Origin of the sequence: Halobellus salinus (assembly GCF_014646875.1) — an archaeon.
Taxonomy (GTDB): Archaea; Halobacteriota; Halobacteria; order Halobacteriales; family Haloferacaceae; genus Haloquadratum; species Haloquadratum salinum.
Map to the genome: position 1 here is coordinate 39,468 of NZ_BMOC01000006.1, position 13,449 is coordinate 52,916.

The 13,449-nt window shown below is 58.9% G+C and carries 9 protein-coding genes, 1 tRNA gene and 1 pseudogene; 3 read left to right on the top strand and 8 right to left on the bottom strand.

All coding sequences use genetic code 11. The features are described 5' to 3' along the window. Window positions 1–163: 163 nt before the first annotated feature. Together IEX72_RS06345 and IEX72_RS06350 are read right to left on the bottom strand one after the other, a co-directional pair. Window positions 164–2,866, bottom strand: coding sequence for a response regulator (locus tag IEX72_RS06345; RefSeq protein ID WP_188786542.1), 2,703 nt, complete (start codon window positions 2,864–2,866; stop codon window positions 164–166). Between the two features lie 3 nt (window positions 2,867–2,869). Continuing rightward, window positions 2,870–7,342: a PAS domain S-box protein gene (locus IEX72_RS06350; protein ID WP_188786543.1), complete on the bottom strand. Its 4,473-nt coding sequence runs from the start codon at window positions 7,340–7,342 to the stop codon at window positions 2,870–2,872. A gap of 429 nt (window positions 7,343–7,771) precedes the next feature. Here IEX72_RS06350 and IEX72_RS06355 point away from each other — a divergent pair, with 429 nt between their 5' ends. Beyond that, window positions 7,772–8,158 carry a hypothetical protein gene (locus IEX72_RS06355; protein ID WP_188786633.1) on the top strand — a complete coding sequence of 129 codons (387 nt, stop codon included), beginning with the start codon at window positions 7,772–7,774 and terminating at the stop codon, window positions 8,156–8,158. Between the two features lie 309 nt (window positions 8,159–8,467). Next, a pseudogene (locus IEX72_RS06360) lies at window positions 8,468–8,716 on the top strand (IS4 family transposase); the annotation flags it as partial. A 50-nt stretch (window positions 8,717–8,766) separates the two neighbouring features. Here the strand turns inward: IEX72_RS06360 and IEX72_RS06365 are convergent. The 5 genes from IEX72_RS06365 to thyA all read right to left on the bottom strand — a co-directional run bounded on the left by IEX72_RS06365 (window position 8,767) and on the right by thyA (window position 12,552). Continuing rightward, a complete protein-coding gene (locus tag IEX72_RS06365; RefSeq protein WP_188786544.1) occupies window positions 8,767–9,753 on the bottom strand; it encodes a hypothetical protein in 987 nt (328 codons plus the stop codon). A 259-nt stretch (window positions 9,754–10,012) separates the two neighbouring features. Then, window positions 10,013–10,087 (bottom strand) — tRNA-Glu (locus IEX72_RS06370). Between the two features lie 91 nt (window positions 10,088–10,178). Beyond that, window positions 10,179–10,934, bottom strand: coding sequence for an archaeal proteasome endopeptidase complex subunit alpha (locus tag IEX72_RS06375; RefSeq protein ID WP_188786545.1), 756 nt, complete (start codon window positions 10,932–10,934; stop codon window positions 10,179–10,181). Window positions 10,935–11,020: 86 nt separating this feature from the next. Next, entirely contained in the window at window positions 11,021–11,557 is a 537-nt protein-coding gene (locus tag IEX72_RS06380) for a dihydrofolate reductase (RefSeq protein ID WP_188786546.1), read from the bottom strand. Beyond that, a complete protein-coding gene (gene thyA, locus IEX72_RS06385; RefSeq protein WP_188786547.1) occupies window positions 11,554–12,552 on the bottom strand; it encodes a thymidylate synthase in 999 nt (332 codons plus the stop codon). The genes IEX72_RS06380 and thyA overlap by 4 nt, the downstream gene beginning before the upstream one ends. 86 nt (window positions 12,553–12,638) lie before the next feature. On the opposite strand from thyA, the gene IEX72_RS06390 reads away from it, so the two are divergent. After that, complete coding sequence (locus tag IEX72_RS06390; RefSeq protein ID WP_188786548.1) at window positions 12,639–12,896, top strand: hypothetical protein; 258 nt, start codon at window positions 12,639–12,641, stop codon at window positions 12,894–12,896. Between the two features lie 29 nt (window positions 12,897–12,925). Here the strand turns inward: IEX72_RS06390 and IEX72_RS06395 are convergent, their stop codons facing one another. Continuing rightward, on the bottom strand, window positions 12,926–13,417 hold the full coding sequence (locus tag IEX72_RS06395) for a chemotaxis protein CheW (RefSeq protein WP_188786549.1): 492 nt from the start codon (window positions 13,415–13,417) through the stop codon (window positions 12,926–12,928). Window positions 13,418–13,449: the final 32 nt, after the last annotated feature.

Sequence of the window (13,449 nt, forward strand, 5' to 3'; positions counted from 1 at the left end):
GCCATACGTAATCCATCTATCCTACTATCAAGTGTCTTCTACCCACTGATATTGGGTTATCAAATTTGACACCTATATGGAGAGGTTTGTCGGTTGCAGCCGCGGCTTCGGACGCCGACGGACACGGCAGCCCGGTTACCACGGACTGTGCTCTCGCGGCGGGTTACGGATCGGTCGTGTCCTCATAGAGCGTCGTAAGCAGGTTATACTCAGCAGCCCGAAGGTGCTGGTTGAACGTTGACTGTGCGATATCGAGGGTCGTGGCAATCGACGTCGAATCGGTGTCTCGCGGCCAATTAAAGTATCCTGCGTAGAGCGCCGTCTGCAGGACTTCTTCCTGCCGGGCGGTAAGAGCCTGATTGAGGCGTGCTGACAGAGCGGTGTTGGTCTCTGCCCGCTCACTGTCCAGTTTGGATAACAAGGTGAGGTCGCTGTAGTCTTGCCGGAGTGAATCCAGATACTCCCCGATGTCGACCGTGAACGGAACGGTTACTGAAGCAACAATCTGGTTGGACTCCGGGGCGCTGGTGAGTTGATTTATCGCAACTCCCTGGTCGGTCAGCTTCTCACAAAGGCCGCTGTTCCGCACCGGAATTTTGCAGTAGACCCGGTTTCGAGTGTCGCTCAGAACGACTGTCTCCGGATCGAAACCAGCCGCCTCGAACGCTTCGGGAGTCGTGTTCTCTCCGGTCAGGCGCGCGAACAGGAGGTGGTGTGGCTTATCAGTCAGGACATCCAACACTTCAAGATCTGTCTCCATATCCGAAACGAGGGTTGCGAGACCGGTGTCATCCGCAAACTGGATCTCGAGAACTGTACCCCCACCCGATAGAAGCGCTGCTTTTTGACGGAGTGCTGATATCCCGTGACCGATGATCTGACCGAGCTCTGTGAGGGCTGTCACCTCCTCTTCGGCGAAGGCGTTTGGCAGTTTGGAATGGACTTCCAAGACGCCGAGGGTCGAAGCCTCACTCTGCAGTGGCGCAGCCACAATCGAGTGGGTCCCATTTTTGAGTGCTTCCTGTTCCCACTCCGTTTCGGAGCGGGCGGTCATTAGGTCGCTCTCTACGACCGAATCTTCGATCCTGTAAGCCCGTTCAGCAGGTGGTAGTGTGGAGTCACTCCCGTTGGTGCTGTCGTCTGCCGGACTGTTGTCCGCGCCCACGTGTTGATACGCAAGCGAGTCCGTTTTTGCTCTGACCTCGATCGTATTCGTAGCAATGTCTTTGCTGCCGACCCACGCCCCGCTAACCGACTCCAGGCGGGCCAGAGCAGTACACACCTCTTGCTCCAGTTCTTCTCGGGTATTTGCACTGATGACCGTGGAACTTATCGACCGTATCAGTGTGTTGATTCGATCCAGGCGTGTCAGCCGTTCGTTTTGCTCGTTTAACCGCTGGTCGCGTTCCCGAAGAGTCGCCTCTTGTGCTGTCCGTTCGAGTGCGCTCGCTGCGTTCGCTGCTAACGTTTTTGCCAGTTTGGTTCTCCGTGCGGGGACCTCTGGCGTTGTGGTTGTCCCCACTAGCAGCACCCCCTCCGATTCTAGTGAGTAGAGTCGCCACGACTGGAACTGTTCTGTCAACCACTGCGTTGGTGGGGTGTCTGCAACGTCTTCGGGACCCAGCTGTTCCGTTCGAGTCACATAAGCCGTCCAGATCGGTGTGTCCCCTTCAGAGACGGGGGGAAGTTCGATGTCAGTCGCCTCCGCTGTTGCTGCGTGTTTGAGTGGGACCAAGCGCCCCGTGTGGTCTTCTCGCGTATACACCGCCGCAAACTCGAACCCGAGTGTCCCGACTGCGGCGTTTGCCACGGTCTCGCCGATGGTACGTTCCGAGTCCGCTGTCATTAGATCGCGGGAAACCGCATGCAGGTCCTCAAGCTGTTGTTCATACGCGTACCTCTCTGTGATGTTGTGGTAGTGTTCGATCCGCCCACCCGCGTAGAGACCGGTCTGAATCGGCCCGCTCCAATACTCCAACCATTGTTGCGCTCTCGACGCCGTCCCAGGAATACGGACAATGGCTTCGACCTCGGAGTTCATGTTCTCTAAAGAACGCGTCACGAGGTCGGACAGCGCCTGCTCGTCCGCGGAATACCCACGGTAAGATTCGGACGCAACTCGGCTGTAGTCGGCCCCCTGCATAGCAGCTCTATCAACCCCGAGTAACTCTTCTGTGGTCTCGTTTGCCCACACCACCTGTCCGTCGCGATCAACAACAACGATCCCCTCCTTTGATGTGTCTAGTACATCTTCGGTGAGAGACTGGTACTGCTGTTGTTCCCTGCGCTCTGCTGCTGTTCGTTGCAAGCGTTCGATAGCCACCCGAAAATCCCGATCCGACAGGTTCTGGAAATACCGTTCGACTTTATTTTCGAGCGCTGTGATTTGCTCCGTGAGTGACCGATACTCCGGGCTCGTTTCGAGGGTATCTGCGTCCACGGCGGCTTCCAACGTCGATTGGCGTTCTATCAGTGAGAACAGCTCTTGTAGGTCCTCGTTGTACTCTGCACGAGTGAGCATCTGTGAGATAACGTCTTCAAGTTCGTCAGCTTCAATCGGCTTTTCGAGATACGCATCGAATCCCATTTTGACGATGTCGAAGTCCGGTGTCACTGCAGAGACAATGGCCACTTGACAGTCCGAGGTGTGCTGTTTGAGTCGCTTGAGAACCTCTCCGCCGGATAGCCCGGGCATCATCCGGTCTAAAAGGGCGATATCGACGGTCGCATCGAACGTGTCTAAGGCATCTTCGCCGGAGTATGCAGTTTCAACAACATAGCGGTCGCTGAGCCACTCCGCGTACAGATCAGCCAAACTCTGGTCATCCTCAGCGATCAGGATTTTTGTTTGTTCGTCGGCACTCATGTTCTAAGACACGCTTCCCAGTTGCGGTGGGTTCTCTTGGGCCGGTTTCGTCGGAATTTCGAGTGTGATCTGGCTTCCCTCTCCCGACGTCTCGACTGAAATCGACCCACCCGCACGAGTCACAAGCGCCCGCACCATCCACAGTCCGAGCCCCTGTCCGTGACTCAGTGGGGTTTCCTCGCCAGTTTCGAGCAGCCGTTGCTCCATTTCCGGGAGTCCGGACCCGGTATCGGAAACACAAATGTCTACCCACCCTTCATCGGGCTGTGAGACACTGATCTGCACAGCTGGCTCGTCACTATCGCTCGCTGTAATGGCGTTTGCAACGAGCTCAGAAACAGCTGTGTCCAAGTCACCCGGGATTTGTGATTCGATACGGCCGTCGGCTGTGACTGTGACACTCGAATCGGGGTGTTGTGCTTCTGTTTCGTGTTGGATGGTTTCGAGTAGTTGTTGCACACTCTGGTGGGAAGCGAGAGCACTCTCGCTCGTGAGCGTGTTCTGGAGCTCTTGGGTCTTGTTTGCCATTCTTTCCCACTTGTCGAGAATGTCACGGATCGTCGCAGCGCGCTGGTCGCCGGTTTCTGTATTTACGTCCGATGCAAGCAGCTCGACGTACCCACTCAGCTTCGTCAGATCATTCCGGATGTTGTGCCGCATAATCCGGTGTAAGACTTGGACGTGCTGCCGACGCTGTTCTTGATCTGTGATATCCCGTGCCTCGAACACCAGGAAGCTAAGCTCGCCGTGCTGGCTTTCGACCGGCTTGACCGAGAAGTCGAAGTTGGCGAGTCCATCAACACCTTCTGCTTCCACGTCGAACCGAACGAGCGACCCCGAAGATGCTTGCGTGACTGCCTGTCTGATTTGGTTTTGCACGTCGGACGAATGCGCGAACAGCGGACACTCCCAGAGTGGTTCGCCTTTGCTCTCCGCTGCGCGCACGTCGGCGAACTCGATAAGGGGGTCGTTGAGTTCGAGAATGTCCCCGTTCTGTTTCAGCAGTCCCGTCAGTTGGAACGTTTGATTGAAGACGGATTCGAATTTCTTTGTTTGTTCTCTTATGTCGCTGATGTCGCGTATGTACACCAGAAATCCACCAATTGAGTCATCATCAAAGAGATTCCGTCCACGTGCCTCTACGGTGACCCACCGGCCACGCTCGGTCCGTACTTGGAACTCCAACTGGACAGTTGAATCAGAGTCCTCGACGGCAGTAAAGAATGCTTCCATGGCACGTTCCCGGTCCTCAGGGTGGATGTAATCGAAGACGCTCTCTTGTTCCAACTGGGCTGGGTCGTATCCGAGAACCCGTTCAGCGGAGCCACTGAGATAGGTGAAACGCCCATCGCGATCCAGAATGGACACGACGTCGACTGATTCCTCAACGAACCGCTCTGTTCGCCGCCGCCGCTGATGCAGGTTGGTGAGGTCTCTGACAACCATCCCGTATCCCAGAAACACCCCGTCTTCGGTTTGAAGCGGGACGTATGAGACTTCAGCGGGAAACGACGATCCGTCCTGACGGACTCGTTGTCCTCTGTGGGTGCTTTCGCCTGCGAGTGATGCCTGTTTCAGTAGCCGATCGGCAATCTCACGCCTTTGCTCCGTTTGGGGGTGCAACTCTGCTGCCGGCATACCGATCGCGGTCTCCTCGTCATACCCAAGGATGTCGGCAGCGCCGTCGTTCCAACTGTCGATCCGTCCCTGGTCGTCAAGCAGCACAAAGGCGTACTCTTCGAGACTCTCCGAGAGGATCTCAGATCGCTTCCGCTCCTGTTGGATCTCCTGAATCCGCCGCTTTTTCTCCGTGATGTCTGTTGCAGTCGCGAGAAGCCGCTCTCCACGCTCATCATCGGGTATCAGAACAGCGTCTGTGTGTATCCATCGGGTTTGTCCGTCAGCAGTACTAACTCTGAAGTCCGCAGACAAGTCGTCAATCTCGTCGACCCGTTGGAGTGCATCGTCAATACGGTCCCGGTCTTCGGGCGCGACAATCCGTATGAACTCCTCGTAACTGTCCGGATCATACCCGAGTAAATCGACAAGTGTCTGGTCGAACGACACCGTATCCGTCGCGAGACGCCACTCTGCAATCCCGGTGTTCGTTCCGGAAAGAACCAATTCGAGTTTCCGGTTCTGTTCTGCCAGGTTCCGAGTCCGTTGTCTCCGGGTTGTTACGTCCTGTTGTATGCCAATGAACTTCGAAAGCGTCCCGTCTGCGTCGGTGACGGGCGTGACAGACAACCGGTTCCAGTATTCACTCCCGTCTTTTCGGTGGTTTTTCAATTCCACTGTCACCGGTTCGCCGGCCGCAATCGCTTCTTGAAGCTTCAACAGTTCGTCCGGGTCTGTCTCGGGTCCCTGGAGAAACCGTGGATTGCGGCCTAAGACGTCGGCCTCCTGGTAGCCCGTGATGTCGGTGAACCCTTTGTTTATGTACTCGACCGGGTTGTCCTCTCGTTGCGGGTCGGTGATCATAACCCCAACATTCGAGGAGTCGATTGCTTGCTCTTTGAGTTCGAGTTCGCGCTCCCGTTGCTGTTTTGCGGTCTCATCGCGCACAGTACAGACGAGGGGACCATCGTCGATGATGGTCAGCGAGATCTCGACCGGAAGCGACGTCCCGTCCGGCCGTGTTCCGGTTACTTTGCCCCGCCAGTGACCCTCCGACTCGAGAACGGGGAACGCCTCTGACTCGAGACGCTCCACTTCGTCGTCGTCGTAGAGCATCCGCCAGGAGTTCCCGAGGAGTTGGTCGGTGTCGTCGAATCCGTACATCTCAACGTGTGTGTCGTCGACGTAGGTGTACGATCCATCCTCGAGAATGGCGAAACCGTCTTTGGCATCCTCGACAGCCTGCTGGAACGTTTCCAGTTCGCGACGACGTTGCTCGCGGGGCGTAATATCACGGCTCGAAATGACGAGTGATTCAACTCCTGAGTCCCCAGTCACAGGACGGATGGTACCGGTAAAGAACCGGGTCTCACCGTCCTGTGCCGGGTATTCGGACCGGAAACTGACGTATTCGCCCGACGCCGCTCGATTGATCCAGTCCTGCATCTCGTCCTGCAGAGTCTGAGAGTGCGACCACCACTCAGCCTCCCAAATCGGTTCCCCCACCACCTCGTCTTTACTGTGCGAAACGTACTCCAAGGACGTTTCATTCACATCGATCAGTTCCCCGGTGGTGTCCAGTAATCCGACCAGCATCTCAGGATCTTCGAACACCGACTCGAAACGCCGCTCATTCTCCCGAAGTTCCGCTTGCCGCCGGTGTTTTTCAGACACGTCGCGGACAACACAGACGATTCGGCCGTCTTCCAGGCGTGTCAGCGATAGTTCGGTCGGGAACTCTCCCTTGCCTTCCGGAGAGGCAGTTACGGTCCCTCTCCACTCTCCGTCGGATCGGAGCGCCGAAAGCGCCTCGTCCTCTATGCGCTCGATTTCAGCGGCATCAGTGTACAACTCTCCCCAGGTCTGTCCGAGTAACTCGTCTGGGTCATCGAACCCGTACATGTCAGTGTGCGTTTGATCGACGTACGTATACTCCTCGTCGTCCAGGATGGCAATCCCATCACTCGCGTTCTCGATGGCCGATTTGAATGACTCCAGCCGACGCTGGCGCTCTCGTTGTTCCGTGACGTCTCGCGCGACCGTGTGTACGTAGCTTGTCCCGTCCCGCTCGATACCACGGTTCGAAAACTCAACATCGATTTGGGTGTTGTCGCTCCGAAGCAGTTCGGCTTCGTTGGTTGCTGGGTCGCCGGCGAGTATTTGATCGTGGTACTCCTGGTAGCCATCTACGTCGACTTCCTTGCGGAGGTCCGGGATGCGCATCGAGAGGAGTGCTTCCCGATCGTACCCGGTCAACTCGCAAGCGGCCCGATTCACTTGGACGAGATTCGCGTCCGAATCACTGATGAAAATAGCGTCGTTGGAGCCTTCAAACAGCGTGTGTGCCCAATCACGTTCAGCCTGCAGGTGCTCGTGTTGTCGGATTCGTGAGATCGCAGCTTCGAGAGTTGAGGCGACGAGTTTTGCCAGTTCAAAGTCGCTCTTGCTAAAGGCATCAACTTCGGTGGCTCCGACGCTCAAAACGCCGAAATCAGAGATTGGCACGATGATTTCGCTCCGAATCGGGCTGTCCGGGTTGTGCGTGGCGTCAGCCTCGTGGACATCACCGAACGCTTTCGGATGATCCTGTCTGTATACGCGCCCGGCGAGAGAGTCGGTTGGGAGGCGAGGTGCATCGCCGATCACCTCGTGTGCCTCGGCTGATTCGGCGATTGGGCACAGTTCGTTGCTCCCGTCGTCGAACTCCCAGATCGCCGAAAGGGGCGCATCAAAATTGAGATCCAGCATTCGGACGGCAACGACAGAGACGTCCTCGATAGAACTGGCTTGGTTCAGTTCCGAGGACAGTTCAAGAAGTCCCGAAGGGGTGTGTTCCGTGTACGTGTCTCCATCGCTCATACATCAGGTTTTGTGTTTCCGCCGTATTATATTTTCGCTTAGATAAGGATTTGTATAGGTACCAGCAGAATCAGATCAATAAGTATAGGGTGTAGTTACTTATCGCCGAGAATCAGTTGTGGTAACGAAATGTCAACGGAATCGGTTGAGGTTCTCGGGCGGAAATACAGTGTGGACATACTGCGGGCGGCGAAAGAACCTCGGTCAGTCGGTTGGCTGAGTCAAAAGCTAGACGTTCCGATTGCCACCTGTTACCGACGTGTGAAGGAACTCGCCGAAAACGGGTATTTAGAAGAAGTCACTGGGGACGAGGGCCGGGATAGAACGCAGTACCGTCGAACCGCCGATAGCGTTGAGGTCAACTTCGCGTCTGATCTGTTACTGAGTGACCCCCTGTCTGGTGAGACTCGAGACCTACCGAGGGATACGGTGCCGTTAGATTCCGTTACGCTTGGTGAGTTCTCACAAGCGATCGGTTGTGTCGAAGACTACTTCGGAGAGTCAATCGACGACGTTGCTGTGCACGCACCCATTTCTCGCCGACGGCTCGTCGCGGTGTTGGCACGCGCCCAGCATTCGGGTCGCCAGCTCGACAGTGATCGACTCGCTGACAACGGTGAGATCGTCCATCAGTCGGGCGATGAGACGCTCTTTTGGCTTGATGATGATTTCTGGACGAATCTGGGCGGGCTCTACTACCTGCGCCCCGACGAGGGACGAGCGGCCAGGGAAGTCCACCGGCGGCTCATCGAGACGGTTAGTAGCGGTGTCGCCGATCATAACCGCGAGCGCGATCCGTTCGTTCTCATCAACTGAGATTCTGTTCTTGGCTACAGCCGAAGACATCCGCACGCTCTGTTCTGGGGGGACAGCAAGGATTCATCCAGTTTTCGATCGAAAGATTGGAACGGAATCAGCGGCGACGCCAAGCGACGTATCCACCCACTACAGCAAGAATAACCACGATAGCTGCTATCGACTGATAGACTGTCGATGCGGGATTCTGCCGGGCATCCGTCTTTAGCTAAACGAAGAACCGAAGTACAGCAGTAGCTTATCACGGCCTCTTTGCGAGACGGTGAGGAAGCCGAGTCTGTGCACGACAACGGCTTCTTAACCCGAATTATGCGTCGGCTCACTACGCTTTTTCCATCTGAGTTACTTGAAGAACACGCCGAGGAACTCGGCGTAGTCGAGCGAGAGGGCAAGCTACAGATTCCTGTCCTCGTGTGGGCGCTCGTGTTCGGCTTCGCCGCGGGCGAAAGCCGAACACTCGCTGGATTCAGACGCAGCTATAATTCCACAGCCGACGAGACGATCTCTCCCGGCGGCTTCTATCACCGACTGACGCCGTCACTTGCAGAATCTCAGAGGAGTTGACACTCCCTGTGATACAGGGTTCACCTGTCTTGACCGATTCGTGGTTACGATTCGTTTTCCGATTTCGTGTGGAACGATGCCGCCGAGTCGAAGCTTGTGAGTTCGTCGATCCGCTGTTCAAGCTCCTCAATCTCGGTCTGAAGCTCTTGGGTATCCTCATCCGTGGCAGCTAATTGATCTTTCAGTCCTCGGAGCCGCGTCTCTTTGCTGTCCTCATTTACCTCGGCCTTCCGCACGTATTCGCTTTCGTTGATCTCGTATACGTCACGCTCGCTGAGTTCCACCACGTCGAGCGCATCGTCCACCTTGCTGGCATCCACGCTTGTGACGCGCTCGCGCTCAATCCCGGCGTCTTCCAACACATTCAGGACTTCCTCGTTGTCCTTTAGCGATCGATTTCGCCGTGTGGTTCGCTGGACGGATCCATACTGCGCGGAGACAGGGTGATCGTGGTGAAGTCGTGGGAGCAGAACACTTCGCACGTCTTGACGGAGATCGTTCGCGTTTCGTTGCACGTCTGAGAGGAGCGTGTAGAGGTTCACCAGTGCGGGCGTGTCCATCCCGTCGAGACTGGTTGGATCGTGACGTTCGAGCGCGTCGATCAGTAACAGTGCGTCAGAGTACACGGATATATCGGGTTCCACTCGGTCGCTCTCATCGCTAACACCGTCGTGAGTGTCGACTAACGGGGCACTCGTTGGCGACTCACTTTCGGTGAGCATCCCGTCTTGATCATCGATCGAAAACCGGGGGTGGAGACTCAAAATAGTCGCGTAGGGTTCGGCATCCGCGGGAAGGTTAGCAAGCTCGAAGTTCCCCCACCCCTCGGTAACGCGGTCATACAGCGTCTCGAACTGCTCACGCTGGAGTGGCACGGTTCCAGTGTCGTCGCGGTACTCGACGAGGATGCGATGCTCTTGGACGCCCGTGATACGGAATGGCTTCCGAGAGAGCGGTGTGCGAAGGGTCGCATCCGGTGGCAGGTCCTCAACTGTTTCAACGAGGTTGTGCCAACTCGCGCTGAACGTCATATCGGAGAGATACCATACCGATGAGGAAAAGCCCACGGACGACCCCGTCAGGAATCGTGTGTCGCTGTCCTGATCAGTAGTCAGGTCGATTGCGATCAGCGTTCGAAGCAGGTGTCCCAACTGTTCTATGACACGCTAACTTGTACAGCATCGGCAGGGATTTCATACAGTTTCACTTCTAATCGCAATGGCCTGGGCGTTGAGTCGACCATCGGTGGGACGTGCAGGCCAAAACCGCAGGACAGAAGCCGAACTCGGATGCTCCGTCAGGGATTCGAACCCTGGTCCTTGCCGTGAGAGGGCAAGATGATTGGCCGGACTACACCAACGGAGCGCGCTGGCAATTTCGAGTATCCCTGGAGTGGGTAAAACGGTTCCGTTTTGTCGCCAACCGGCGCCGCTCGGGTGCTCAGGATCCGGGCGGGTTACTCCCCGCTTTCGCTGTCGTTGTCGGACTCCGGCGCGTAGTCGTCGAGCACGGCGTTGATGTCGTTCTCGGGGACCGACCGGTACCCGTCGGCGGAGATTGTCGCGACAGTCATGCTCGCGGCGTTGAGTTCGTCGTCGCTCTCTAGGAGCGCTCGTACCGCCACCTCAACGCCGCCGTCCAGCGTGAGGTCCTCGGACCACTCGGCTTCGAGGAACTCTTGGATATCGTCGCGGCCGGACCCGATCGCTACGGCACGCCACTCCTGCGGCGCACCCGAGGGGTCGGTCTGGAAGAGCCGGGGTTCCGCACCCGGCTTGCCACCGTCCATCCCAGCGACTAAGAGTGCGGCGCCGAAGGGGCGCGTCCCGCCGATCTGTGTCGTCTCCTGAATCTCGTCGGAAAGGGTCTTGGTGAGCGTCTCAACACCGACCGGCTCGCCGTACCGAAGCCGGTTCCGCTGGGCGCCGGTCCGCGCCCCCTCGATCAGCCGACGGGCGTCCGCGACGTGGCCAGCCGAGGCCGCGCCGAGGTAGTCGTCGAGTTTGTGAAGCTTCTCGATGCTATCGCCCTCCATCAGGGAGGAACTGGTGTGGCGCTGTGCGGCGAGCACGACGCCGTCGGCCGTCCGGATGCCCAGACTCGGCGCGCCGCGTTTGACCGCCTCGCGGGCGTATTCGACCTGATAGATCCGGCCGTCCGGGGAGAAAAGCGACGTGCCCCGGTCGTACGCCTGCTGGTCGTTTTGGTTCATCTACCCGGATTCGGGTCCGGGGACGGATAAAGCCACCACCGCCACACGATATTACCGGAACCGCCAGCCGCCGGCCGCACTCGCTGTCAGGCCGACTGCCCGTTGCGTCGCCGGTAAGTCACGAAATCGAACGCGTCGCGCTCGTCACGTTCGATTTCGATCCACTCGTCGGGATCGAACGCCGGAAACCGAGTGTCGCCAGGGTAACTGTCGTGGATTTCAGTGAGCACGAGGCGGGTGGCACGCGGGAGAAATTGGTCGTACACCCGCCCGCCGCCCGCGACGTACGCGGTGTCGACTCCACGCGCTTGCGCGTCGGCGTCGGCGCGATCGATCGCTTCCGAAACGGAGTTGGCCACCACCGCACCCGGAGGCAGGTCCAGCGACTGGGTGGTGAGCACGACGCTTGTCCGGCCCGGGAACGGCTCGCCGAGCGCGTCCACCACCGTCTCGTAGGTCCGCCGACCCACGATCACGGGGTGCCCGGTCGTTGTGCGTTTGAAATACGCCAGATCCTCGGTGAAATGCCACGGCATCCCGTTGTCCCGACCGATCACTCGGTTCTCCGCCACCGCGGCGATCAGCGCGATGTCAACGGACGAACCGGTAGCGGCGTCGGTCACTCCGCCACCCCGAACCGGATGCCGGGCGCGGGATCGTACCCCGAGAGCTCGATGTCGTCGACCGAGAGGTCCTCGAGCGGAACGTCCGCGACCTCGATCCCGGGGCGCGCCCGAGGCTCACGCGCACACTGCTCCAGTAACCCCGGCACGTGGTCGTCCCGCCCGTGGCCTTCGGGTTCGGGGGGCGCGGCCGACTCCAACCACGCTTTCACCTCGCGGTACTCATTGCGGTCGTCGACGGCGGCGACCCGCGACTGTACTGCGTCGAGGTTGTCGGCGTACCACTCTCCTCGCTCCCCCGCGCCGCAGTAGACGTGTGCGTCGACGATGGTGTGGGCGAACGTTCCCGGCTTGAACCCGGTCCGTCCCGCGATCGCGGTCGCGAGAAGCGAGTACGCCGCGATGTTGAACGGGACCCCCAAGGCGATGTCTCCGGAGCGCTGCGTGAGGTGGACGTTGAGGTCGTCACCCTGGACGTTCAACACGAACGTGTAGTGACACGGCGGCAGCGTCGACACTGCGGCGTTGGCGGGGTGCCACGCACTGATCACGATCCGCCGGGAGGTGGGGTTCTCCCGAAGCTGATCGATGGCGTACGCGATCTGGTCGAACGTCCCCTCGTCGTTGCGCCACCGGTGGTCCTCGTCGGGCCACGACTCACCGGGCAGCCCGTCGTCCGGGACCGGGAACCGCCGCCAGAACCGGCCGTAGGCGGTGTCGAGGTGGCCCTCGTCGTCGGCCCACGCGTCCCAGATCCCCGTTTCCTCGCGGAGGTCCCGAATGTGTTCGTCGCCGGAGAGATACCACACGAGTTCGTGGAGCAGCGAATTCCACCGGGGCCCCGAGAGGTCCTTGGTGGTGAGAAGCGGGAACCCATCAGCGAGGTCGATCGCGTAGTGGCGACTGAACGCGGCGACGGTGTCTACACCCGTCCGGTTCGGCTTGTACGCCCCGGATTCGAGGACGTCGGTGACGAGATCGAGGTATTGGCGCATAACGGATGAGTTGTCCGACCGTGGCGCCCGCTGAATCTTGACTGTTCGGGTGCGGTCGTAGCACCACGTTGATATCCCATCGGGACGTGACCGCAACGATTCCCTCCAATTCGCGACGCGAACTCCTGCGACGGGTCGGTGTTGCGACCACGGCGACGCTCGGAATGGGATCGTTGGCGGGGTGCGGCGCCGACACCGACACCGACATCGGCGGAGACGAGGACCCGCTCGTCGGACGGCAGCTGTACATCCACGACGACGTCGACACCCCGGCCGATTTCCCGGCATCCGTCGACGATATCGGCGACGATATCGGCGACGCCGCGGCGGCGCAGCGCGGGTGAGAAGGCAGCGTCCTGGCGGAGCCGAGGAACTACGCTGACGATTCGATGGTCTTTGTCGGCGTGACCCACACCACGAGATCCTCCTCGCGACGGACGATCCCCTCGATGAACTCTCCGCGGTCCATCGGCGGCTCCTCGATATCGTCCATAGAGACGCGGTCGACCTGATGGACCGCATCCACCAGCCATCCGACCGCGGCGTCGTCCGCGAAGCTGTCGGCGTCGAAGATCACGATCCGCCGAGCCTCGCCGTCGTCGCCGACGTTCAGAAGCGTCTTCGGATCGACAATGGAGGTGGTGCGGCCGCGGAGATCCATTACCCCCTCCACGAAACCGGGGGCGTTCGGAACCGGTGTGACCGACCCCCGGTCGACGATCTCGGAGACGTAGTTGATGTCGACACAGTAGGTCTCGCCTCCGAGCTCGAACTCGAGCACCTGTATCTTGCGGGCGGTGTCGTCGGCGTCGTCTGTGGCAGCCGGCGCCGACGCGCCCGCCGCCGCGGATCGTTGGTTCGACATGGGGTGTGGCCGGCGACGCGGCAGTCGCCGGG